The organism is Qipengyuania sp. SM2507 (assembly GCF_053714505.1).
This window is the reverse complement of sequence record NZ_CM132307.1, coordinates 1,389,612-1,411,866: the sequence shown is the minus strand read 5'-3', so window position 1 is coordinate 1,411,866 and position 22,255 is coordinate 1,389,612. Positions and strand designations below refer to the sequence as shown.

Here is a 22,255-nt window from a genome sequence, read left to right as displayed (position 1 = left end):
GCGCAAAGATCAACGCCCCTTCCGTACACATGTCCGTATCACGTTCCCGATCCCCGGACGAAGCTCAATAGGCGCGCGCTAGCAGCACCCGCTCGACCGCGGGTTCGCCGGTGAAGATGCAGGGCCCGTCGGCGGGAAGCGCGTCGATCGGCACATTGCGGACGGTCAGCTTGAGCGCCTTCAACCGCTCGACAACCGCATCGAGCGCAGGGCCGGTGGGCTTCGACCATTGCACTTCGAGCCAGCCCGGATAGCGCTTGTCCTCGGCGAAATGCGCTTCGACCGTCGCCATGTCGGTCACGTTGCGGGTAATGTTCGCCTCGCGCCGTTCGCTCGCCTGTTCCAGCAACCCGTCCTGGATCTCGGCGAGCATACCGGTGATGGACTGCGCCAGCGCATCGCGCGCCGGGTTTTCGAATGCAGGCTTGCCGGAGCCGGCGTCCCACAGGCTGTCGCGGCGCAGCAGCGAGACCACGCCCTGCTCCATGTCGCGCCCGCCAACCTCGACGATGACGGGGGCACCCTTGCGCACCCAGTCCCAGCGCTTGGCCGCGGCCTTGCCGGGCTTGGTATCGAGCAGCACGCGCACCGGCTCGCCGAAAGCGCGCTCGCTTGCCAGCATAGCGCGCAATTCCTCGCAATAGGCGAGCAGTGCCTCGTCTTCGGGCTTGTCGCGCAGCATCGGCAGGATCACCACCTGCCAGGGCGCGATCTGCGGCGGCACGCGCAGGCCGTCATCGTCGCCATGGGTCATGATGATTGCGCCGACCATGCGGGTCGAGACGCCCCAGCTGGTGGTGTGGCAATAGGTCTGGCCGCCATCCTTGTCTTGGAACTGGATGCCGCTGGCGCGCGCGAAATTGGTGCCGAGATAGTGGCTCGTTCCGGCCTGCAGCGCCTTTCCGTCCTGCATCATCGCCTCGATCGACCAGGTCTCGACTGCGCCGGGGAAGCGTTCGTTCTCGGGCTTCTCGCCCGCGATCACCGGCAGGGCGAGATCGTCTTCCGCGAAGGCGCGATAGACCTCGAGCATCCGCAAGGTGTGCTCGCGCGCCTCGACCTCGTCGGCATGCGCGGTGTGGCCTTCCTGCCAGAGGAATTCGCTGGTGCGCAGGAACATCCGCGTGCGCATCTCCCAGCGCACGACATTGGCCCATTGGTTGAGTTTCAAGGGCAAGTCGCGCCAGCTGCGGATCCAGCGGGCCATGGCATCGCCGAAAATGGTTTCCGAGGTCGGGCGCACCACCAGCGGTTCTTCCAGCTTGGCCTCGGGATCGGGGACCAGTCCGCCATCCTTGCCCGCGATCAGCCGGTGATGGGTGACCACCGCCATTTCCTTGGCGAACCCCTCGACATGCTCGGCCTCGCGCTCGAAATTGGCGAGCGGGATGAACAGCGGGAAGTAGACATTGTCATGGCCGGTCGCCTTGATCCGGTCGTCGAGCAGCCGCTGCATCCGCTCCCAGATGCCGAAGCCCCAGGGCTTGATCACCATGCAGCCGCGCACGCCCGATTCCTCGGCCATGTCGGCGGCGGCGATGACCTCCTGATACCAGGCGGCGAAATCACCGGCGCGGCGGGCGGTCAGGGCGTGGCGAATCTCGGCCATCGGGCAATCTCGTTCAATGAATCAAGGAAGGGCGCATCCCTAGCCGCAAGGGTCGAGGCGCGTCGAGACGGGTTTTACACGGAAGAGCAAGGCACGCCGCTAGCTGTCGAGTTCGTCTAGCTTCTTCTGCATTGCCGCCATCTGCTCGCGCATCTGCGCCAGCTCGTCCTTGGGTGCGGGCTTGGCAGTAGGCGGCTTGGCAATGGGCGGTTTGCCCCCGGGCATGAAGACCTCGGCGGCGTTCTGCATCAGCTTGAGATTCGTCTCGACCATCCGGGCCATCGGATTGGCCTCGACGCCCTTCTGGAACGCTTCCTGCAATTGCTCGCGATTCTTGCGGAAACTGGCCATGCTGGCTTCCAGATAGCTGGGCATCATGCCCTGCATCGAATTGCCATACATCGAGATCAGATCGCGCAGAAAGCTGACCGGGAGCATCTGTTCGCCGGTGCTCTCCTGCTCGACGATGATCTGGGTCAGGATGGTGTGGGTGATGTCGTCACCGCTCTTGGCGTCGATCACCGAAAAATCGACATTCTCGCGGGTCATCTTCGCCAGATCGTCGAGCGTGATATAGCTCGAAGTGTCGGTGTTGTAGAGCCGCCGATTGGCGTATTTCTTGATGACGATGGGGTCTCCATCGCGCGTGCGCTTGGCCATGTGTCAACGTCCCTCTCTCTGCCTCCATGCTGCATTAGCACCTGCACAATGTGCAGCGCAACACAGGTGCAGGACCGGGGCCGGTCAGCCGAAGCGGTCGCCGAGCGCGGTCAGCAATTCATATTGCGAAAGAGCGGTTTGCCGCGCAGCATCGGGCAAGTGATAGGGCAGCGAGACCCAGTCGCCCTCGTGCAAATCGGGAGCCTGCGCGAGGTCGACGACGATCATGTCCATCGAGACCTTCCCGAGGATGGGAAGCTGGCGGGTGCCATGCACCAGATGCGCGCCCGCCCAGCTGCGAAGGATGCCATCGGCATAGCCGAGGGAGACCACCCCGACGCGCATCGGCGCGGGCGCGGTGAAGGTCGCGTTATAGCCCACAGTGGCGCCAGCGGGGACATCGCGGACCTGCAGCAGGGCGGCTTCGGGGTATGCCACCTGCTGGATGGTGTCGGCGAATTCGGGCCGCGGAACGCCACCGTAGAGCGCGAGGCCGGGACGCGTCAGGTCGCAATGGTAGTCGGGGCCAAGTGCGATACCGGCGCTGTTGGCGAGGCTCGCTTCGCGATGCGCCACGAGCGGGATGACTTCGCGAAAGGTCGCGAGCTGGCGCGCGTTCATCGCGCTGTCTTCGTCGGCGCAGGCGAGATGCGACATCAGCACCTCGACATCGAGGCTTTGGAGCAGCGGATCGCCGACCTCGGCAAGACTTATTCCGAGCCGGTTGATCCCGCTGTCGACCATCAGGTCGCAGCGCCCGCCGCCGCTCTCGGTCCAGACCCGCGCCTGATGCAGGCTGTCGATCACAGGGCGCACGCCGGTGGCGCGGGCGTAGGCTGCCTGCGCGGCGTCGAGCACCCCGTGCAGAACCGAAATTTGCGACGCGGGCACTTGTGCCAGCAGCGGCTTCACCTCGGACCAATGCGCCACGAAAAAATCCCGGCAGCCAGCGTCGCGCAGAACCGGCAGGCAGCGTGCAATCCCCAAACCGTAGCAATCGGCCTTAACCGCCGCCCCGGCACGCGCTGTCCCCGACATTGTATCGAGCGCGCGCCAGTTGGCGGCCAACGCCGCTTCGTCGAGCTTGAGTCGGAGCGTGGTCGGCGGCGCCTCAGCCACTGTCGACTACATCGTCGGAGAAATCGCGCGGCGGGCCGCCGGGGAGGCCCCACCAGACCACAACCAGCCCAAGCGCGACGACGACCCAGGTGTACCACAGCCCGGCATAGGCATCGCCCGAGCGCGCCACGATGATCCCCGAGATCAGCGGCAGGAAGCCACCGAGATAGCCCGCGGCGATATGATAGGGGATCGACATCGAGCTGTAGCGTATCCGTGGCGGGAACAGCTCGGCGAGCAGCGCCGCGACCGAGCCATAGGTCAGCGCCGAGAGCAGCCCGAGCACCAGCAACAGCGCGACGATGCCGAGGATGTTCGCCAGTGGCGGCGCCTCGCGCTCGAAATCGAAGCCCTGCGCGGTCAACGCCGCCAGCAGCCCGTCGCGCCGGGCTGCGCCGTCGGCGAACCATTCGGGCTGCAGCGCGATCGTCTCTCCGCCTGCCGTTAGCGACAGCGCCTGCGCTGGTTCGACGCTGTAGGCGACCCCGTTGGCGGTCAGCGTCTCGAGCAGTTTCCCGCATTGCGTCTGCTCGCGGTCGAACAGTTCGGCGAAGGGATCTGTGGAGCATTCGCTCCCCGCGACCACCACTGGTCGCTCGCGCGCAGCCTCGGCCAGACCCGGATTGGCGAGGCTGCCCATCCCCCAGAAGATCGGGAACAGCAGCAGCAGGCTCAGCAACGCGCCGATAACGATCGGGCGACGGCGCCCGATCCGGTCCGACCAGCGCCCGACGATCACGTAGAAGCTCATCGAGATCAGCCCGGCCGCGAGCAGCATCCATTCAACCACGCTTTCCTCGAGCCGCATCGGTCCGCGCAGGAACGAGAGGCCTGAGAAAAAGGCGGTATACCAGATCGTCGTCAGGATCCCGGTCACAGCAAAGGCGATCACGAGGCGGCGCTTGTTGCGGGGATAGGTGAAGCTTTCGACGAAGGGATTGCCGGCGGTCTCGCCCGCAGCCTTCATTGCCTGGAACACCGGGCTCTCGGACAGCTTGAGCCGCATCCACAGCGAAATCGCCAGCAGGATCAGCGACAGCAGGAACGGCACCCGCCAGCCCCATTCCGCGAATTCCTCATCGGTAAAGAACGCGCGGCAGGCGATCACCACCGCGATCGAGAGCACGAAGCCGCCCACCACGCTGGCCTGGATGAAGCCGGTGTAGAAGCCGCGCTTCTCGGGTGGAGCGTGTTCGGCGACATAGATCGCCGCGCCGCCATATTCGCCGCCCAGCGCCAGCCCCTGCAGGATACGCAAGCCAATCACGATGATCGGCGCGGCGATACCGATGCTGGCCGCAGTGGGGATCATGCCGACCCCTGCGGTCGCGACCCCCATCAGCGTGACGGTGACGAGAAAGGTGTACTTGCGCCCCAGCCGGTCGCCGAGGAAGCCGAACAGGATGGCGCCGAGCGGGCGGAAGCCGAAGCCGACCGCGAACCCCGCCCAGACCAGCAGGATCTGCAGCGTCTCGTTGTCGCTGGGAAAGAAGGCCGCTCCGATCAGCCCGGCGAGCGTGCCGTAGATGAAGAAATCATACCACTCGAAGATCGTCCCCGCCGAGCTGGCGGCGATGACCAGGCGGATTTCCCTCTCGCTTGGCTCGCGCATGGCGAGTGCCGCTGCGGGATCGCTCGCGCTTGTGCTGGTGGCCATGGTCGCGTCCCCCTCCCCTTGTTGCCGCGCTGTTGCCGCGTGCCGATGCGCAGGTTTAGCGCGCGGTCGGAAGCTTGGAAAGCGCGGCCAGGGCGGCTCTCCACGGCAGGCGGATCGCTTCGTGCCGCCCGGCGTGCGGCAGCGCTGGATCGAGCGCCTCGAGCCCGGGCCAGGCGGGACGCTCGGAGGATCCGGCAAGCCAGCTTTCGACCCCGGCGAGGCTGCGCTCCAGCGATCCCGCGTCGCGGCCATGCGCTTCTCTGGCAAAGATCGCCGCCGAAGCCTGCCCGACCGCGCAGGCGCTGACCCGCATCCCGATTGTGGCGATGGCTCCGTCCCCGTCGGTCGTGCAGCCCAGCGCAAGCGTGCTGCCACAGCTGCGAGAACGCGCCTCGCCGTGCAGCGCGAGTTCGTCGGTAAGCGGGTATTCGGCCAGTTCGACCGCGAGGCCGAGCAGCGCGGGCGAATAGAGCACGGCCGCGCCGTTTGCGCTCATACCGCGTCGTCGACGGCTTCCGCCGCCTTGCGCTCGTCGCGCAATTGCGCACGCCGCTCGGCGACCATTACGACCATGCTGCGCGAGCTCGCATCGACGAAATCATAGGAGCGCGCGGCCGAAATCCAGTCGGGGCGGCCCTTGAAGCCCCAGACGCTGTCATAGCCCAGCACCAGCAGCGAGAAGGCGATCACCACGATCACGGCGCCCTTGAGCGCGCCGAAGCCGAAGCCGAGCACGCGATCGATCGGACCCAGCACCGTACTGCGCGAGGCACCGCTGACGTTGCTGGCGATGACCTTCATCGCGGCATAGGGAATCAGCAGCAGTAGCGCGAAGGCGAGCACCGCGGTGGTGATGTCCTGCCCGATATAGCCGGCCAGTGCTTCGGTCAGCGGCTTATGCAGGAACCGGATCGCGAAGACCGCCAGCACCCAGGCGGCGAGCGAAAACATTTCCTGCACGAAACCACGCATGAACCCGCCAGCGGCCGCCAGGCCGACAATTCCCAGCACTATCCAGTCGAAACCCGTCATCACACTTCCAAGGCACCAGGACTATGTACCCCCCATGACGCGGTCGACGAGAATGGGCAACTGGCCAACCTCGCGATATTCCAGCTTTGCAGAGGCGTGATCGACGTCGCGCGGGCCGAATCCGCGCTCGAATCCCAGCTTGGCCGCCTCGCGCAGCCGCAGCGGCGCGTGCGCGACCGAGCGGATTTCGCCCGCGAGCGAGACCTCCCCGAGCCAGACGCTGCGCGCGGGAAGGGGCTTGTCGGCGAGCGCGCTGACCAGCGCGGCGGCGACCGCCAGATCGGCAGCGGGATCGGAGAGGCGATATCCCCCGGCAACATTGAGATAGACCTCCGCCGAGCTGAAATTGAGGCCACAGCGCGCTTCGAGCACCGCCAGCAGCATCGCCATCCGGCCATTGTCCCAGCCGACCACCGCGCGGCGCGGCGTCGCCCCCGACTGCAACCGCACGATCAGGGCCTGGATCTCGACCAGCACCGGCCGCGTCCCCTCCATCGCCGGGAACACCGCGCTGCCCGCGAGCTGTTCCTGCCGTCCCGAAAGGAACAGCATCGAGGGGTTGGCCACCTCTTCGAGCCCGTCGCCCGCCATCGAGAAGACCCCGATCTCGTCGACCGCGCCGAAGCGGTTCTTGAGCGCCCGCAGGATGCGGTACTGGTGGCTGCGCTCGCCCTCGAAGCTCATCACCACATCGACCATGTGCTCGAGCACGCGCGGGCCGGCGATCGAGCCGTCCTTGGTGACATGGCCGACCAGCACCAGCGCGACGCCGTTTTCCTTTGCGTAGCGGATCAGCTCGAAAGCGCAGCCGCGCACCTGGCTGACTGTGCCTGGCGCGCCCTCGATACTATCCGAATGCATGGTCTGGATCGAATCGATCACCAGCATGGCGGGCGGTTCGCCCTGCCCCAGCGTGGTGAGGATATCGCGCACGCTGGTGGCGGCGGCGAGCCGCACCGGGGCATCGCCCAGCCCCAGCCGTCCCGCGCGCATCCGCACCTGTGCGGTCGCTTCCTCGCCGCTGACATAGATGCATGATTTGCCCGCGCGCGCGACCGCCGCAGCGGCCTGGAGCAGCAGCGTGGATTTGCCGATCCCCGGATCGCCGCCCATCAGGATCGCCGAGCCGGGCACCAGCCCGCCACCCAGCGCTCGGTCGAATTCGGCCAGCCCCGTGGTAGCGCGCACCGGCAAGGCACCCGGCTTGTCGAGCGAGACGAACTCGATCCCGCGCCCGCCGCTCGACAGATCGTGCTTCTGCGCGAAAACCGTGGCAGGCGCGTCCTCGACCAGCGTGTTCCATTCGGCGCAATCGGGGCATTGGCCCTGCCAGCGATGCGAGACGCTGCCACAGGCCTGGCAGACATAGCGGCGTTTGGGTTTGGCCATGGGGGTGCGATAACCGGAACATTGCAGGAACGCAATTGCCTTCGCGGGCTGGCTGCGCCACTGTCGCCGCGATGCGGCAAAAAGAACTCAGGATTGCGCTGGTCTGTTATGGCGGGGTCAGCCTCGCGGTCTACATGCACGGGGTCACCAAGGAAGTGTGGCACCTTGCGCGCGCCAGCCGCGCCTATCACGACGGCAGCGAGAAACCCGGCGGCGTCGCCGGGGTCTATCGCGGACTCCTCGAGCATATCGAAGCCGAGCGGCAACTGCGGCTGCGCGTCCTGCCCGATATCCTGACCGGCGCAAGCGCGGGCGGGATCAACGCGGTGTTCCTCGCGCAGGCGGTGCATTCGGGCTATTCGCTCGATCCCCTCACCGATCTTTGGCTCGACATGGCCGATGTCGACGAGCTGGTCGATCCCGATGCCCGTCCGATGTGGCGTTTCGCCAAATTCTGGACCCAGCCGCTGGTGCGCTGGGTGCTCAGCCGCCCGGGCAATCTGGTCAGCGAGAGCGTGGCGCCCGAAACGCGTGACGAGGTCCGCCGCAAGGTGTCGAGCTTCATGCGCGGACGCTGGTTCGAGCCGCCGTTCAGCGGTGCCGGGTTTTCCGCGCTGCTCGAACGCGCCTTTGCCGCGATGGCGCGGACCGAGCCCGAGGCGCCGCTGCTGCCGCCGCGGCATCCGCTCGACCTGTTCGTCACCGCCACCGATTTCCACGGCCATCTGTCGCTGCTGCGGCTCAACAGCCCGCCGGTGGTGGAGGAAAGCGAGCATCGCATGCCGATCGATTTCCGCAGCCAGACGCCCTATTCGGGCGGGCAGGATTTCGCCGATCCGGTCGAGCTGGTGTTCGCCGCGCGCGCCACGGCCAGCTTCCCCGGCGCCTTCCCCCCGCTGATGGTGGCGGAGATCGACGCGCTGGCGGAAAAGACCGGGCGTCCCTGGGCGAACCGGCACCATTTCCTCGAACGGATCATGCCAGTCCACCTGCGCGAGGGCACTGTCGATCAGGTCTCGCTGATCGACGGCTCGGTGCTGGTCAACAAGCCCTTCGAAGGGGCGATCGCGGCGCTAAAGGGGCGGCCCGCGCAGCGCGAGGTCGATCGACACTTCGTCTATGTCGATCCGCGACCCGACCGTTCGAGCGCGCTGCGCGAGATGGAGAAGAAGCCAGTGGGGTTCTTCTCGGCCATCATCGGATCGCTCTCCACCATTCCGCGCGAGCAGCCGATCCGCGACAATCTCGAGGCTCTCGAGGAGCAAAGCCGCGAGGCGCTGCGGCTGCGGCGAATTGTCGCCCGGCTGCGCCCCGATGTCGAAGGCGCGGTCGATCGCTTGTTCGGGCGGACGCTGTTTCTCGACAAGCCGACCCCGCGGCGACTGCGCAACTGGCGCCAGCGCGCGCAGACCGCAGCGGCCGAACAGGCCGGCTTCGCCTTCCAGTCCTACGCCCAGACCAAGGTGTCGGGTATCCTCGCGCGGCTCGCCAGGCTGACGCTGGAGGCGGCGCCGCAACTGGGTCTGCCCGACGCGCAAGCCATCGAGGCGGTGTTTCGCGAGGAACTGGCGCGGAGGGGGCTGGAAAGTCTCTCGGCGCCCGGCGGCGGGGCGCATGATGGCGCGATCGCCTTCTTCCGCGCGCATGATCTGGGGTTTCGGATCCGCCGGCTGCGGCTGCTCGCGCGCCGCGTCGCCCGCGACTGGGAAGCCGATCCCGATATCCCCGACGATGCGCTGGAGACCGCGCGCGATGCACTCTATGGGATCCTCGCGCTCTATTTCGACCGCGAGGGGCTGGCGTCGCTAGGTCCGGATTTCGGGAAGTTGGCGGAGAACGTGCTGCAGGATCCGGCGGCGGTGCTCGATCACCTCGAGGATAACCGCCTGCTGCCGCAGGTCGACGACGAGGCCGAACTGCTGCTCGCCGAGGCGCTGGGCAAGATGCCCAAGGACCTCAAGCGGCGGATGCTGCTGACCTATCTGGGCTTTCCCTATTACGACGTTGCCACACTGGCGCTGCTACGCGATGAGGGGCTGTCCGAATTCGATCCCGCCAAGGTCGATCGCATCTCGCCCGAGGACGCTCGGAGTATCCGCGAGGGCGGGACCAGGGCCACCTTGCGCGGGACCGAATTCTACAATTTCGGCGCCTTCTTCAGCCGTGCCTATCGCGAGACCGATTATCTCTGGGGCCGGCTCCATGGCGCCGAGCGGATGATCGATCTGGTCGGCTCGACCCTCGAGGACAAGCTGCCCGAGGAGGACACTCGAAGCTTCAAGCGCGCCGCCTTTATCGCCATACTGGACGAGGAAGAGGCGGCGGGCCGCTGTTCGGGCGGGCTGATCGACTCGCTGCGCCGCGAGATCGCCGAGCGCCTGCCCGAATAGCGGCGGCTAGGCGCCCAGAACGGTTTTCAGCTTCTCGAAGAAGCCCCGGCTTTCGGGGCATTCGTCGCCGGTCTCGGTCTCGCGGAACTGTTCGAGCAGCGCGCGCTGCTCCTTGGTAAGCTTGGTCGGGGTCTCGACCGCGATTTCCACTACCAGATCGCCGCGCCCGCGCCCCTGCAGCACGGGCATGCCCGCACCGCGCTGGCGCAATTGCTTGCCCGACTGGATGCCCGTCGGGATCGAGAGCGTCACCGCCTCTCCCGCGAGATCGAGGATTTCGATCTCGCCGCCAAGCGCGGCTTGCGTGAAACTGATCGGCACGCGGGTGGCGAGCGTGGTGCCCTCGCGCTGGAAGATCGCATGCGGCGCGATATGGACGAAGATATAGAGATCGCCCGGAGGCGCGCCCTGCGGTCCGGCCTCACCCTTGCCCGACAGCCGGATGCGGGTGCCGGTGTCGACCCCGGGCGGGATCTCGACGTCGAGCGTCTGCGGGGTGTCGACCCTGCCTTCGCCGCGGCAGGTGCGGCAGGGATCGGTGATCACCTCGCCGCGGCCGTGGCAATTGGGGCATGGCCGTTCGACCACGAAGAAACCCTGCTTGGCGCGGACCTTGCCGTGGCCCTGGCACAGGTTGCAGGCACGCGCGCGGGTTCCGGGACGGGCACCGCTGCCGTGGCAATCGTCACAGTGTTTCGAGACCTCGATCTCGACCTGCGTGTCCTTGCCGTGGAAGGCTTCTTCCAGGCTGACCTGCATGTCGTAGCGAAGATCGGCGCCGCGGCGCGGTCCGCGCTGGGCACCGCCGCCGAATGCCTGGCCGAAGATGGTTTCGAAGATATCGCCGATATCGCCAAAGCCTTGCTGGCCGTGCGCGCCGCCCATCCCCTGCTGGAAGGCTTCCATGCCGTAGCGGTCGTAGGCCGCGCGCTTCTGCGGGTCCTTGAGGCAGTCGTAGGCGACGCTGATCGCCTTGAACTTGGCCTCGCTTTCGGTGCAGTCCGGATTGCGGTCCGGGTGGTGCTCCATCGCAAGCTTGCGATACGCGGATTTGATGGTGCCGCCGTCCGCATCGCGCGAAACGCCAAGCAATTCGTAGAAATCGATTTCGGTGGCTGACATAAATTCTCCCGCCAAATACCTAGCCGCCACCGGCGCTGGCTAGCACCGGTGGCGACGGGGTGTTCATCAGGCGATCAGCCCTTGTTGTCTTCGTCGACCTCGGAGAATTCCGCGTCGACGACATCTTCGTCGCCCGAGCCGGTTTCGTCGGCGGAGGCTTCACCATCGGCGGGGGCGGCCTTGGCCTGCTCCTGCTCGTAGATGGTCTGGCCCATCTTCATGGCGACCTGCGTCAGTTCCTGCGCGGCGGCGTTGATCTTCTCGGGATCGTCGCTTTCGAGCGCGGTCTTCACCTCGGCGATCTTCGCCTCGACTTCGCCCTTGAGATCGGCGTCGAGCTTGTCGCCGTGCTCTTCGAGCTGCTTTTCGGTGGTGTGGACCATGCTGTCGGCCTGGTTGCGGGCCTCGGCACCTTCCTTGCGCTTCTTGTCTTCCTCGGCGAACTTCTCCGCATCCTGGACCATCTGATCGATATCGCTGTCGGACAGACCGCCCGAAGCCTGGATCTTGATCGTCTGCTCCTTGCCGGTGCCCTTGTCCTTGGCGCTGACGTTGACGATGCCATTGGCGTCGATGTCGAAGGTGACCTCGATCTGCGGCACGCCGCGCGGCGCGGAAGGAATGCCGACGAGGTCGAAATTGCCGAGCAGCTTGTTGTCGGCCGCCATCTCGCGTTCGCCCTGGAAGACCTTGATGGTAACCGCCTGCTGATTGTCCTCGGCGGTCGAATAGGTCTGGCTCTTCTTGGTCGGGATGGTGGTGTTGCGATCGATCATCCGGGTGAACACGCCACCCAGCGTTTCGATGCCGAGCGACAGCGGGGTCACGTCGAGCAGCAAGACGTCCTTGACGTCGCCCTGCAGCACGCCCGCCTGGATCGCGGCGCCCATGGCGACGACCTCATCGGGGTTCACGCCGGTGTGCGGCTTGGAGCCGAAGAATTCCTCGACCACTTCGCGGACCCGCGGCATGCGGGTCATGCCGCCGACCAGGATCACTTCGTCGATCTCGTCCTTCGAAACGCCGGCATCGGCCAGCGCCTTCTTGCACGGCTCGAGCGTGCGTTTGATCAGGTCGCCGACCAGCTTTTCCAGATCCGAGCGGCTGATCGTCTCGACCAGATGCAACGGGGTGGAACTGCCGCCTTCCATACGGGCGGTGATGAAGGGCAAGTTGACTTCAGTGGTCTGCGAGCTGGACAGCTCGATCTTGGCCTTTTCGGCGGCTTCCTTGAGACGCTGGAGCGCAAGCTTGTCCTTGCGAAGATCCATGCTCTCCTTCTTCTCGAACTGGTTCGCGAGATATTCGACGATCGTAATGTCGAAATCCTCACCACCGAGGAAGGTATCGCCATTGGTGGACTTTACCTCGAAGACGCCATCGCCGATCTCGAGTACGGAGACGTCGAAAGTACCGCCGCCGAGATCGTAGACCGCGATGGTCTTGCCCTCGTCCTTGTCCATTCCATAGGCGAGCGCGGCCGCGGTCGGCTCGTTGATGATGCGCAGCACCTCGAGACCGGCGATCTGGCCGGCGTCCTTGGTCGCCTGACGCTGGGCGTCGTTGAAATAGGCGGGGACGGTGATGACCGCCTGGGTGACGGTTTCGCCGAGATAGCTTTCGGCGGTTTCCTTCATCTTCTGGAGGATGAAGGCGGAGACCTGGCTGGGCGAATAGTCTTCGCCGCCGGCTTCGACCCAGGCATCGCCGTTCTTGCCCTTGACGATGTCATAGGGAACGAGATCCATGTCCTTCTTGGTCATGGGATCGTCGAAGCGGCGCCCGATCAGGCGCTTGATCGCGAACAGCGTGTTGTCGGGGTTGGTGACCGCCTGGCGCTTGGCCGGCTGGCCGATCAGACGCTCGCCATCCTTGGTGAAGGCGACGATCGAAGGCGTCGTGCGCGCGCCTTCGGAATTCTCGATGACCTTGGGTTTGCCCCCGTCCATAACCGCGATGCAGCTATTGGTGGTGCCGAGGTCGATTCCGATAACTTTGCTCATGGATTCCCCATCTGCTTCTATTGATTGGACGCCGCTCGGACGGTTCCCCATGAATGGCGGAACCTTTCGGCGGCTCGGTTACCTCGAAGATATAGGTGCGCATTTTCTTGGCACAAGGGACGCGCTCGGCTAGAAAACACGCCGTTGTTTGGAGGGAATTTTCAATGATGAAGCCAGTTTACGCCGCTCTGCTGCTCGCCGGAACCGGGCTCACCCTGGCCGCATGTTCGGACGGGGCAGGGACCCCGGTCGAGGATGCCGCGCCCGACGGGATCGCAGGTCTGGAGATCACCAATGCGCGGATGATGTTGCCTCCCGTGGAAGGCAATCCGGCGGCGCTCTATTTCGACATCGCCTATGACGGCGAACGCAATCTTGCGATCCGCAACGCGGATGTCGCTGGGGCGGACCGTGCCGAACTGCACGACATGATGGAATACGATTTCGAAATGACCATGGGCGAAATGCCGCCGCTGATGATGCGGCCGGGCGACCGCGTGAGCTTCGAACCCGGCGGCAAGCATGTGATGGCCTTCGATCTCTCGCCCGAACTGGCGGCGGGCGGCACCACCGAGATCACCCTGATCGCGGCGGGCGGCGACAAGCACAGCTTCGAAGTCCCGATCCAGGCGGCGGGCGACGAACGCTGAACCCAGCCGATAGCGACCCGCCGGCGTCCTGCCCGGTCGGCGGCGAGCGGGGGCTGACCGCAGGAGAACGCCGCATCGCCCGCTCTGTGTTCGGCGACGCGCTCGATTGCGGCCCGGTGAGGATCCGGCGGCGCAAATGGTTTCCGTTCCAGCCCCGCGCGGTCACCATGGCACCGCGCGGACATTTGCACTTTCATCCGCAAGGCAGCGGATATTGCGACGATTTCTCCCGTGAGAGCGTGATCCGCCAGGGCCTGCTGGTACACGAGCTGACCCATGTGTGGCAGACACAGACGCGCGGCGACTGGTATCTGGTCACCCATCGAATGCCCTGGGCGCGCTACGACTACAGTCTCAAGCCCGGCTGGCCCCTCGAACGCTACGGGATCGAACAGCAGGCCGAGATCGTCAAACATGCCTTCTGGCTGCGCAACGGGGTCCGGGTGGCGGGCGTCGCCGGTGCCGAGGCATACGAGCTGCTCGTGCGCTTCAAGGGCGCGGGATAGGCGCTGCGGATGGCAAACAAGCAAAAGGCCCCGCCCGGGCTGAGTGCCGGAGGGGGCCTTTGGGGTTGGTTTGGTGCTTGAGGACTAGCGGCGCGGATCGACCGGATAGCCGCGCGTGCCGAAGCAATCGTCGTCGAGATAGCCGTCGCGGCCGTAGCCATCGCAACCATCGTTCTTGTCGACGAAATAGCCGCCCAAGCCGCCTGCGGCACCGCCTGCCAGCGCATAGCGGACGATATCCCCACCGGTAAGCGCAGCAAGACCCGCACCGGCCGCAGCGCCGATGCCGGCACCTTCGACGGCATAGTTTTCGGCGCAGGCACCAAGACTCAAGGTCGACATGGCGAGTGCGGGGACGAGCAGCAGTTTGGTCTTCATGATTTTTCTCTCCGTTTGAACCCTGTTGCGCAAATTACGGACGGAGCGCGCGCGGGTTCCCGGAACTACAGACTGGCCAGATCGGGCAGAGTGTCCTTGTCGAGCGTGGCCGATCGGTCGGGCAGCGGATATTTGAGCCCGGTTGCGCAGTTGAACAGCACCACCTCTTCCTCCGCATCGACCCAGCCCTGCGTCACGGCCTGCCGCCACGCCGCGAGCGTCGCTCCCCCTTCGGGACACAGCAGCATGCCGTCCTGCAATGCGCTCTCGGCGGTGGCGCGCAGCAGCGCCTCTTCCTCGACCGTGATCGCCCGGCCGCCGCTCTCGCGGACAGCCCGCAGGATGAGGAAATCGCCCACCGCCTTGGGGACGCGGATGCCCGCGGCGACGGTGTGCGCATTTTCCCAGCGCTCGGCATGCTCCTCGCCGGCCTCGAAGGCGCGCACGATCGGCGCACAGCCGCTGGCCTGCACCGCGAACATCTCGGGGCGTTCGGAACCGATCCAGCCGAGCTGTTCCAGCTCGTCGAAGGCCTTCCACATGCCGATCAGCCCGGTGCCGCCGCCGGTGGGGTAGAAGATCGCCTTGGGCAGCCGCCAGCCGAGCTGCGCGGCGAGTTCGAGCCCCATCGTCTTCTTGCCCTCGATCCTATATGGCTCCTTGAGTGTGGAGAAATCGAACCACAGCCCCTCGGCCGCGCCCTTCCCCACGATCGCGCCGCATTCGTCGATCAGCCCGTTGACGCGGTACACCCGCGCGCCCCGAGCGGCGATCTCGCGGACGTTGATCTCGGGCGTGTCGTCCGGACACAGCACCACGGTCTCGATCCCGGCGCGGGTGGCATAGGCGGCGAGTGCTGCGCCGGCATTGCCGTTGGTGGGCATGGCGATCCGGGTGACTCCGAGTTCTTTGGCCATCGCCACCGCCATCACCAGTCCGCGCGCCTTGAAGCTGCCGGTGGGGAGCCGGCCCTCGTCCTTGACCAGCACATTGGGCCCGCCCGAGCGGGGGATCGGGATCAGCGGGGTCTCGATCTCGCCGAGGCTGACGATGTTTTCGGTGTGGCGCACCGGGAGCAGTTCGCGCCAGCGCCACAGATCGGTGGGCCGCGCTTCGAGCATATCGCGCGTCAGCGCCTTGCCCAGCGCGCCGAGATCGTAGCGCACCAGCAGCGGCCGGCCCGCTTGCGACAGGCCATGAAGTCGGTCCGCCTCGTAGCGTTCGCCAGTGAGCGAGCATTCGAGATGGGTGACGAAGGTCTGCCGTTCGCCGACCAGATTATCCGTTAGAGACACCCGGCGATCAGTCCGGCTTCTTGGCGACGGCCACCATCGCGGGCCGCAGCAGGCGGTCCTTGATCATATAGCCGGCCTGCATCTCCTGCACGATCGTGCCCGGATCGTGCTCGTCCGTTGGCACTTCCATCATCGCCTGATGCTGGTTGGGGTCGAGCGGCAGGCCCTTGGCAGCAATGCGGGTGATACCGTGCTGGCCGAACACTTTGTCGAGCTCGCGCTGGGTCGCCTCGATCCCGACGATGAAGCGCTTCATCTTCTCGTCCTCGCGGAATTCGGCGGGGACCGAATCGACTGCGCGGCCAAGATTGTCGGCCACGCTCAATATGTCGCGCGCGAAGCCGGTGGCGGCGTAATTGCGCGCGTCCTGGACGTCCTTTTCGGCGCGGCGGCGGACGTTCTGGGCATCGGCCTTGGCGTAGAGCACGTCCTGCTTGGCCGCTTCGAGATCGCCGCGCAGCGATTCGAGCGCTTCCGTAAGCGAGTCCTCTTCCCCGTCGCCGTCCTCGCCATTGTCCCGGAATTCCTCCGGCACGCCTTCCATTTCCTTCTCGACCGCAGCGTCGCGCGGCTTGCTCTTGTTGTCGTCGCTCACGAAAATTCCCGTTCTATCCGATACGTTTGCCCAGCTGTCGGGCCGTGAAATCTACCATGGGCACGACTCTGGCGTAATTCAACCGAGTCGGGCCGATCACGCCGAGCACGCCGACCACCTTTCCGTCGCGGTCGCGATAGGGCGCGGCGATCACCGAGGAGCCCGAAAGCGAAAACAGCCGGTTTTCGCTGCCGATGAAGATCCGCGTCGCCTCGGCATGGCGCGCGTTCTCGAGCAGTTCGGCGACCGATTGCTTGCTTTCCAGATCGTCGAGCAGCGAGCGCACGCGCTCGATATCGGACAGGGCGGCATCGTCGAGCAGTTTTGCCTGGCCGCGCACGATCAGCACCGGGCGCTCGGCGGCGTCCTGCGACCAGGTGGCGAGCCCGCGCGACACTAGGTCCCGGCTCGCATCGTCGAGCGCGGTGTGGCCAGTGGCGATCTCGTGTTCGATGTTCCGCGAGGCTTCGGCGAGCGTGCGCCCGGCGCTCTTCGCGGTGAGATAATTGCTCGCCTGTTCGAGCGAGGTTCCCAGCGCTGCGGCCGACAGCGCGAGGATGCGGTTCTCGACATGGCCGTCCTCGGCTACCAGCACGGCGAGCACGCGGTTGGCGTCGAGCGCGGTCAGAGAAATCTGCGCCAGCCGCGACTCGCGCGGCGGCACCATCACCATCCCCGCCGCGCCCGAGAGATCGGACAGCAGTGCGCTGGTTTCTTCCAACGCGCGCTCGATCGGACCCGGCTCGGCAATGCGCTGCTCGATCGCGGCGCGCTCGCGCTCGGTGGGTTCGCCCACCTGCATCATCGCATCGACGAACAGCCGCAAGCCGCTCTCGGTCGGCATCCGCCCAGCGCTGGTGTGCGGCGCCGAGAGCAGCCCGCGCTGTTCGAGCTCGGCCAGCACCGAGCGGATCGAGGCGGGCGATAAATTGAGCCCGCTGTCGCTGGAGAGCGTTTTCGAGCCGACCGGCTGGCCGCTGTCGAGATAGCCCTCGACCACCAGCCGGAAGATGTCGCGGGCGCGATCGGTCAGTTCGGTGAGCGGGGGCGAGGACATGAGAGAGTATCTAGACACATCGCTTGCGCCCTCAAGCCCCAAGCGCCTATCGGCTCGTCACCATTCCCCCGCGCAACCTGCGCGACAGACCCATTTACGGAGACCCCCATGCGACCTTCAGGACGTGCGCCCGACGAAATGCGCGCCATCACCATCGAGACCGGCTTCACCAAGCACGCCGAGGGTTCCTGCCTGATCAGCTTTGGCGATACCCGCGTGCTGTGCACCGCCAGCGTCGAGGATCGCACTCCTCCCTGGATGCGCGGCAAGGGCCAGGGCTGGGTCACCGGCGAGTATTCGATGCTCCCGCGCGCCACCCACACCCGCGGCGATCGCGAGGCCGCGCGCGGCAAGCAGTCGGGCCGCACTCAGGAAATCCAGCGCCTGATCGGGCGCAGCCTGCGCTCGGTGGTCGATATGAAGAAGCTCGGCGAGCGTCAGATCACCCTGGATTGCGATGTGATCCAGGCCGATGGCGGCACCCGCACTGCGGCAATTTCGGGCGCCTGGGTGGCGCTGCGTCTCGCGGTGAACGGGCTGATGAAGAGCGGCGCGATCAGCCACGATCCGATCCTGTCCAAGGTCGCCGCGGTCTCCTGCGGGATATACCAGGGCACTCCGGTGCTCGATCTCGACTACCCCGAGGATTCCAACGCCGAGGCAGATGCCAATTTCGTCCTGCTCGAGGGCGGCAAGATCGCCGAGGCGCAGGCCACCGCCGAGGGCGCTGCCTATGACGAGGAAGGCCTGCTGCGGCTGCTGCGGCTTGCGCGGATCGGCTGCGACCGCATCTTCGCGGCGCAGGAGGAGGCCGTGCGCCGGTGACCCGTCGTCTCGGCCCCGGCTCGCTGGTGATCGCCACGCATAATGCTGGCAAGCTGAAGGAAATCTCGGCGCTGCTCGAGCCGCATGGGCTCAATTGCCTGTCGGCCGGGTCGCTGGGCCTGCCGGAACCGGCCGAGACGGGCACGACTTTCGTCCAGAACGCGCTGCTTAAGGCGCATGCCGCAGCGGAGGCCTCGGGCATCGTCGCGCTGGCCGACGACAGTGGGCTGGCGGTCGAGGCGCTCGACGGGCGGCCAGGAGTCTACACTGCCGACTGGGCCGAGCGGCAATGGTTCGAAGGCTCTGCGGGTCGCGACTGGTTTATGGCGATGGGCAAGGTCGAGGGGATGCTGCAGCAGCGCGGGCCCGATGCCTCGCGCGCCGCCGCCTTCCATTGCGTGCTGGCGCTGGCCTGGCCCGATGGCGAGAGCGCGGTCTACGAGGGTCGCGCGCCGGGGAGCCTGGTGTGGCCCCCGCGTGGAAAACTTGGGTTCGGCTACGATCCGGTGTTCGTGCCCGAGGGTATGGAGCGAACCTTCGCCGAGCTGGAGCCGAAAGAAAAACACCGCATCAGCCACCGCGCCGACGCCTTTGCGAAGCTGGTCGCCGAGCAGTTCCCTTGATACTTACGCCTGCGCCGCAAGCATCTCAGAAGGCCTTCGCGCCCCAGACATTGCCCGCGGGCCAGTAACGGCACACCAGCACATCGTTGCCGCGGTTCGTGACCATCGCGCAACCGACCTCGCGTGTGTCGCGCCAGACGATCTGCGTGTAATGTCCGACATCGGCCCAGTTTCCGGTGCGCGAGACATCGGGAAAGGCGCCGTGGCGGTAGTGTTTACGCTCGTCGAGGAACATCCCGACCATCGTCTCGACGTTCCAGGCGCCCGCGGTGCCCATCCACAAATTCTCGCCGGTGCCGTTGCGTTGCTGCCCGTCTGCATGTTCGAGCACCCCGCGGCGACCAAGCGAGCGCGCCCATTCGGCGGCCTCGCGTTCGAGATGCGGGTTCCATTTCAGTCGCGGCAGCCGCAGCCGCTCGCGTTCGGCGTTGTGGGTGTCGAGAATGCGCGAGGCGATCCGGTCGGCGGGATCGAAACCATAAGCCGCGTTCTGTATTTGCGCCTCGCGCTCGGCGCTGGTGGAACTGCCGCGCCACGAGGCTTCGCTTGCGAATAGGGGCGCAGCCGTGGCACATATGAAAGCCAAGGTGCTGCCGAACAGCAAAAATTTCCCAATCAGGCCCATTCGCTCGAAAATGCATCGCGCAGATTAAGATTCGCTGAAGGAATCCATGGCGAAAGCCCTCTACATCCACTGGCCGTTCTGCCTCGCGAAGTGCCCTTATTGCGACTTCAACAGCCATGTCCGCGAGACAATCGTGCATTCCCAATGGGAAGCGGCGCTGTTGTCCGATCTGCGCCATGAGGCGCAGCTTGCCGGCGGCGAGCAACTCGAGAGCATTTTTTTCGGCGGCGGCACCCCCAGCCTGATGCCGCCCGCGCTGGTGGCGGGGCTGCTGGATGAGGCCGAACGCCTGTGGGGATTCGCTCCGGATATCGAGATCACGCTGGAGGCCAACCCATCCTCGGTCGAAGCGGGAAATTTCGCTGCGTTGGCTACGGCGGGGGTCAACCGCGTCTCGTTGGGCGTGCAATCCTTCGAGGATGACGCGCTGCGGTTCCTCGGGCGGTTGCACAATTCGGACGAGGCGGTGTCGGCGATCGAAGTCGCGCAACGCCATTTCGCTCGCGTTTCCTTCGACCTCATCTACGCCCGGCCCGGGCAGGACGATACGGCCTGGCGCCGAGAACTCGAGCGCGGGCTGGCGTTCGGGACGGGTCATCTTTCGCTCTACCAGCTGACCATCGAAGCCGCGACGCGCTTTGCCACCGATGTCAGGCGCGGAGTCTTCGAGCCGCTCGACGACGAGCGCGCGGCGGATCTGTTCGCGCTCACCCGCGACATGACCGCTGCCGCGGGTCTGCCCGCTTACGAGATCAGCAATCACGCGCGCCCCGGCGAGGAGAGCCGCCACAATCTCACCTATTGGCGCTATCGCGATTACGCTGGGATCGGACCTGGCGCGCATGGCCGCCGCGGCGGGCTGGCGACCCAGCGCCACCGCAAGCCGGAGAACTATCTGGCGGCAATCGAGGCTTCCGGTCACGGGATCGTCGAGGAGCGGGTGCTCGGTCGCGCCGAGCAGGCCACCGAGGCGCTGCTAATGGGGCTGCGGCTGGGCGAAGGGGTGGATTGCGCCGAGCTGTCGGCGCGGTTCGGGTTTTCCCGCGCGGAGCTGATCGATGAAGGCAAGCTGGCACTGCACCGCGATCTCGGGCTGGTCGCAACGCAAGACTCAAGGATCGTGGTCACCGATGCGGGCATGCCGCTGCTCGACGCGCTCCTCGCGGATCTGGTCGCCAGCGAACTGGTGGCGGCGTGACGCGCGAAGCGCTGCTGGCCATCTGGCACGACCATCTCGCTCAGACCCGCCGCCGCTCGCCGCACACCGTGCGCGCCTATTGCGCCGCCGCGCAGCGGCTGCTCCAGCGGCTGGAACTCGGAAGCTGGGATGCGGTCGCCGCGATCGATACCGGTGCGCTGCGTGGCCAACTCGCGGCGCGCCGCGCCGAGGGCCTTTCCAACGCCTCGGCGGCGCGCGAGCTCTCGGCCTTGAAGGGCTTCGTCGGCTTCGCCCGCCAACAGACTGGCGCGCCGGGTGGCGGTGGTCCGCGGCTGCGCGGACCGCGCATCAAGAAGGGTCTTCCCCGCCCCATCACCCCCGACGAGGCGGTCAATCTCGCCGATACGGTTCATGCGTTGGCTGGCGAGGGCTGGATCGGATCGCGCGACCGCGCGGTGCTACTGCTGCTTTACGGCGCAGGAGTGCGGATCGCTGAGGCGCTTTCGCTTAAACGCAGCGATGTGCCACTGGGCGAGCGTCTGTCGGTGACCGGCAAGGGGGGCAAGCAGCGCGTGGTGCCGATCCTGCCCATCGTCGCCGAGGCGGTGGCGGATTACGCCTCGAAGGTCCCCTTCCCGCTAGATGCCGATGAGCTGCTGTTTCGCGGCGCGCGCGGTGGGCCGCTGTCCCAGGGCATGGTCCAGAAGGCCACCGCACGCGCCCGCATCGTGCTGGGCCTCCCCGCCACCGCGACCCCTCATGCGTTGCGCCACAGTTTCGCGACCCATCTGCTCGGTGCCGGCGCCGATCTGCGCAGCCTGCAGGAATTGCTCGGCCATGCCAGCCTCGGTTCGACCCAGATCTACACGCGGGTCGATGCCGCCAGCCTGCTCGAAACCTATCGGGGCGCGCACCCACGCGAAGCGCAGGACTGAGACTCAGCGCTGGCTACGCGGCTTCCAGGTCGCGAGCCGCCAGACATAGGCGATCACCGCCAGCACCAGGGTGGCAATGACCACCCAGCTGACGACATCGGAATCATCGAAGGTGCGCGACAGCCATTGCATCCCGCCGATCAGGATCGCGTTCCAAAGCGCCGCGCCAGCCGCAGTAAAAACGCAGAACTTGAGCTTGTTCATATGCGCCAGCCCTGCGGGCAGGCTGATCATGGTACGCATGAAGGGGGCCGCACGAAGGAAGAACACCACCCAGTGGCCATACCGCTCGAAGAATACCGTAGCGCGCTCGACATCTTCCCATTCGAGCGTGAGCCAGCGACCCCAGCGGTCGACGAACGGGCCCAGCCGTTCGTAGCCCCAGCGGTCGCCGATGTAGAACCAGGCATAATTCCCAACCAGCGTACCGAAGGTGGCGACGATCATCACCGGCCAGTATTGCATCGAGCCGCGCTCGATCGCCAGCGCCGCCGAACCCATGATCGCTTCGGAGGGCATCGGCGGAAAGACGTTTTCCAGCGCCATGAGCAGGGCGATCCCGGCGAGGCCGAGACGTTCGACGATGGCGACGATGAGTGAATCCATGTCAGCCCAACGGGCGCAGC

At 66.2% G+C, this 22,255-nt stretch carries 22 protein-coding genes; 7 read left to right on the top strand and 15 right to left on the bottom strand.

What is annotated here, in order from left to right; translation table 11 throughout:
* Positions 1–64: 64 nt before the first annotated feature.
* The 7 genes from proS to radA form a co-directional block, all read right to left on the bottom strand.
* Complete coding sequence (gene proS / locus ACWIKC_RS06895; RefSeq protein ID WP_454599371.1) at positions 65–1,609, bottom strand: proline--tRNA ligase; 1,545 nt, start codon at positions 1,607–1,609, stop codon at positions 65–67.
* A gap of 99 nt (positions 1,610–1,708) precedes the next feature.
* Positions 1,709–2,269 carry a polyhydroxyalkanoate synthesis repressor PhaR gene (phaR, locus tag ACWIKC_RS06890; protein WP_454599370.1) on the bottom strand — a complete coding sequence of 187 codons (561 nt, stop codon included), beginning with the start codon at positions 2,267–2,269 and terminating at the stop codon, positions 1,709–1,711.
* A gap of 84 nt (positions 2,270–2,353) precedes the next feature.
* Positions 2,354–3,388: an alanine racemase gene (locus tag ACWIKC_RS06885; RefSeq protein WP_454599369.1), complete on the bottom strand. Its 1,035-nt coding sequence runs from the start codon at positions 3,386–3,388 to the stop codon at positions 2,354–2,356.
* A complete protein-coding gene (locus tag ACWIKC_RS06880) occupies positions 3,381–5,045 on the bottom strand; it encodes an MFS transporter (RefSeq protein WP_454599368.1) in 1,665 nt (554 codons plus the stop codon). The genes ACWIKC_RS06885 and ACWIKC_RS06880 overlap by 8 nt, the downstream gene beginning before the upstream one ends.
* Before the next feature lie 55 nt (positions 5,046–5,100).
* Positions 5,101–5,541, bottom strand: coding sequence for an iron-sulfur cluster assembly scaffold protein (locus tag ACWIKC_RS06875; RefSeq protein ID WP_454599367.1), 441 nt, complete (start codon positions 5,539–5,541; stop codon positions 5,101–5,103).
* Positions 5,538–6,077, bottom strand: a complete 540-nt coding sequence (locus tag ACWIKC_RS06870) for a CvpA family protein (protein ID WP_454599366.1) — start codon at positions 6,075–6,077, stop codon at positions 5,538–5,540. Before ACWIKC_RS06870 ends, ACWIKC_RS06875 begins: the two co-directional genes overlap by 4 nt.
* A 21-nt stretch (positions 6,078–6,098) precedes the next feature.
* Positions 6,099–7,466: a DNA repair protein RadA gene (radA, locus tag ACWIKC_RS06865; RefSeq protein ID WP_454599365.1), complete on the bottom strand. Its 1,368-nt coding sequence runs from the start codon at positions 7,464–7,466 to the stop codon at positions 6,099–6,101.
* A 71-nt stretch (positions 7,467–7,537) separates the two neighbouring features.
* Here radA and ACWIKC_RS06860 point away from each other — a divergent pair, with 71 nt between their 5' ends.
* Positions 7,538–9,856: a patatin-like protein gene (locus ACWIKC_RS06860; RefSeq protein ID WP_454599364.1), complete on the top strand. Its 2,319-nt coding sequence runs from the start codon at positions 7,538–7,540 to the stop codon at positions 9,854–9,856.
* Between the two features lie 6 nt (positions 9,857–9,862).
* Here ACWIKC_RS06860 and dnaJ read toward each other — a convergent pair whose 3' ends face one another.
* Together dnaJ and dnaK are read right to left on the bottom strand one after the other, a co-directional pair.
* Positions 9,863–10,978: a molecular chaperone DnaJ gene (gene dnaJ, locus ACWIKC_RS06855; protein WP_454599363.1), complete on the bottom strand. Its 1,116-nt coding sequence runs from the start codon at positions 10,976–10,978 to the stop codon at positions 9,863–9,865.
* 74 nt (positions 10,979–11,052) lie between these two features.
* Positions 11,053–12,981, bottom strand: coding sequence for a molecular chaperone DnaK (gene dnaK, locus ACWIKC_RS06850; RefSeq protein WP_454599362.1), 1,929 nt, complete (start codon positions 12,979–12,981; stop codon positions 11,053–11,055).
* 164 nt (positions 12,982–13,145) lie between these two features.
* On the opposite strand from dnaK, the gene ACWIKC_RS06845 reads away from it, so the two are divergent.
* Positions 13,146–13,631 carry a copper chaperone PCu(A)C gene (locus ACWIKC_RS06845; protein WP_454599361.1) on the top strand — a complete coding sequence of 162 codons (486 nt, stop codon included), beginning with the start codon at positions 13,146–13,148 and terminating at the stop codon, positions 13,629–13,631.
* On the top strand, positions 13,628–14,137 hold the full coding sequence (locus ACWIKC_RS06840; protein ID WP_454599458.1) for a vgr related protein: 510 nt from the start codon (positions 13,628–13,630) through the stop codon (positions 14,135–14,137). The genes ACWIKC_RS06845 and ACWIKC_RS06840 overlap by 4 nt, the downstream gene beginning before the upstream one ends.
* Before the next feature lie 84 nt (positions 14,138–14,221).
* Here the strand turns inward: ACWIKC_RS06840 and ACWIKC_RS06835 are convergent, their stop codons facing one another.
* From ACWIKC_RS06835 to hrcA, 4 genes are all read right to left on the bottom strand, one after another.
* A complete protein-coding gene (locus tag ACWIKC_RS06835) occupies positions 14,222–14,515 on the bottom strand; it encodes a hypothetical protein (RefSeq protein WP_454599360.1) in 294 nt (97 codons plus the stop codon).
* A 65-nt stretch (positions 14,516–14,580) separates the two neighbouring features.
* The gene (locus ACWIKC_RS06830; protein WP_454599359.1) at positions 14,581–15,810 is read right to left on the bottom strand and encodes a threonine synthase; all 1,230 of its coding nucleotides are present in this window, start codon (positions 15,808–15,810) and stop codon (positions 14,581–14,583) included.
* 7 nt (positions 15,811–15,817) lie between these two features.
* On the bottom strand, positions 15,818–16,354 hold the full coding sequence (locus ACWIKC_RS06825; RefSeq protein ID WP_454599457.1) for a nucleotide exchange factor GrpE: 537 nt from the start codon (positions 16,352–16,354) through the stop codon (positions 15,818–15,820).
* Between the two features lie 64 nt (positions 16,355–16,418).
* Positions 16,419–17,462, bottom strand: a complete 1,044-nt coding sequence (hrcA, locus tag ACWIKC_RS06820) for a heat-inducible transcriptional repressor HrcA (protein ID WP_454599358.1) — start codon at positions 17,460–17,462, stop codon at positions 16,419–16,421.
* A gap of 108 nt (positions 17,463–17,570) precedes the next feature.
* Here hrcA and rph point away from each other — a divergent pair, with 108 nt between their 5' ends.
* Entirely contained in the window at positions 17,571–18,287 is a 717-nt protein-coding gene (rph, locus tag ACWIKC_RS06815; RefSeq protein ID WP_454599357.1) for a ribonuclease PH, read from the top strand.
* On the top strand, positions 18,284–18,910 hold the full coding sequence (gene rdgB / locus ACWIKC_RS06810) for an RdgB/HAM1 family non-canonical purine NTP pyrophosphatase (protein WP_454599356.1): 627 nt from the start codon (positions 18,284–18,286) through the stop codon (positions 18,908–18,910). Before rph ends, rdgB begins: the two co-directional genes overlap by 4 nt.
* A 25-nt stretch (positions 18,911–18,935) precedes the next feature.
* On the opposite strand, the gene ACWIKC_RS06805 is transcribed toward rdgB, so the two are convergent.
* On the bottom strand, positions 18,936–19,496 hold the full coding sequence (locus ACWIKC_RS06805) for a CAP domain-containing protein (RefSeq protein ID WP_454599355.1): 561 nt from the start codon (positions 19,494–19,496) through the stop codon (positions 18,936–18,938).
* Positions 19,497–19,581: 85 nt separating this feature from the next.
* Here ACWIKC_RS06805 and hemW point away from each other — a divergent pair, with 85 nt between their 5' ends.
* Both hemW and ACWIKC_RS06795 read left to right on the top strand, forming a co-directional pair.
* Entirely contained in the window at positions 19,582–20,733 is a 1,152-nt protein-coding gene (hemW, locus tag ACWIKC_RS06800; protein WP_454599354.1) for a radical SAM family heme chaperone HemW, read from the top strand.
* Positions 20,730–21,629 carry a tyrosine recombinase XerC gene (locus ACWIKC_RS06795; RefSeq protein WP_454599353.1) on the top strand — a complete coding sequence of 300 codons (900 nt, stop codon included), beginning with the start codon at positions 20,730–20,732 and terminating at the stop codon, positions 21,627–21,629. Before hemW ends, ACWIKC_RS06795 begins: the two co-directional genes overlap by 4 nt.
* A gap of 3 nt (positions 21,630–21,632) precedes the next feature.
* Here the strand turns inward: ACWIKC_RS06795 and ACWIKC_RS06790 are convergent, their stop codons facing one another.
* Positions 21,633–22,235 (bottom strand): DedA family protein, encoded by a 603-nt coding sequence (locus ACWIKC_RS06790; RefSeq protein ID WP_454599352.1) that lies wholly within the window; start codon positions 22,233–22,235, stop codon positions 21,633–21,635.
* Positions 22,236–22,255 lie beyond the last annotated feature (20 nt).

Bases quoted from the DNA above. Each gene is read 5' to 3' on its own strand.
- proS (WP_454599371.1), bottom strand. From the start codon at position 1,609: ATGGCCGAGATTCGCCACGCCCTGACCGCCCGCCGCGCCGGTGATTTC.
- phaR (WP_454599370.1), bottom strand. From the start codon at position 2,269: ATGGCCAAGCGCACGCGCGATGGAGACCCCATCGTCATCAAGAAATAC.
- ACWIKC_RS06880 (WP_454599368.1), bottom strand. From the start codon at position 5,045: ATGGCCACCAGCACAAGCGCGAGCGATCCCGCAGCGGCACTCGCCATG.
- ACWIKC_RS06875 (WP_454599367.1), bottom strand. From the start codon at position 5,541: ATGAGCGCAAACGGCGCGGCCGTGCTCTATTCGCCCGCGCTGCTCGGC.
- ACWIKC_RS06870 (WP_454599366.1), bottom strand. From the start codon at position 6,077: ATGACGGGTTTCGACTGGATAGTGCTGGGAATTGTCGGCCTGGCGGCC.
- radA (WP_454599365.1), bottom strand. From the start codon at position 7,466: ATGGCCAAACCCAAACGCCGCTATGTCTGCCAGGCCTGTGGCAGCGTC.
- ACWIKC_RS06860 (WP_454599364.1), top strand. From the start codon at position 7,538: ATGCGGCAAAAAGAACTCAGGATTGCGCTGGTCTGTTATGGCGGGGTC.
- dnaJ (WP_454599363.1), bottom strand. From the start codon at position 10,978: ATGTCAGCCACCGAAATCGATTTCTACGAATTGCTTGGCGTTTCGCGC.
- dnaK (WP_454599362.1), bottom strand. From the start codon at position 12,981: ATGAGCAAAGTTATCGGAATCGACCTCGGCACCACCAATAGCTGCATC.
- ACWIKC_RS06845 (WP_454599361.1), top strand. From the start codon at position 13,146: ATGATGAAGCCAGTTTACGCCGCTCTGCTGCTCGCCGGAACCGGGCTC.
- ACWIKC_RS06835 (WP_454599360.1), bottom strand. From the start codon at position 14,515: ATGAAGACCAAACTGCTGCTCGTCCCCGCACTCGCCATGTCGACCTTG.
- ACWIKC_RS06825 (WP_454599457.1), bottom strand. From the start codon at position 16,354: ATGGAAGGCGTGCCGGAGGAATTCCGGGACAATGGCGAGGACGGCGAC.
- hrcA (WP_454599358.1), bottom strand. From the start codon at position 17,462: ATGTCCTCGCCCCCGCTCACCGAACTGACCGATCGCGCCCGCGACATC.
- rph (WP_454599357.1), top strand. From the start codon at position 17,571: ATGCGACCTTCAGGACGTGCGCCCGACGAAATGCGCGCCATCACCATC.
- hemW (WP_454599354.1), top strand. From the start codon at position 19,582: ATGGCGAAAGCCCTCTACATCCACTGGCCGTTCTGCCTCGCGAAGTGC.
- ACWIKC_RS06790 (WP_454599352.1), bottom strand. From the start codon at position 22,235: ATGGATTCACTCATCGTCGCCATCGTCGAACGTCTCGGCCTCGCCGGG.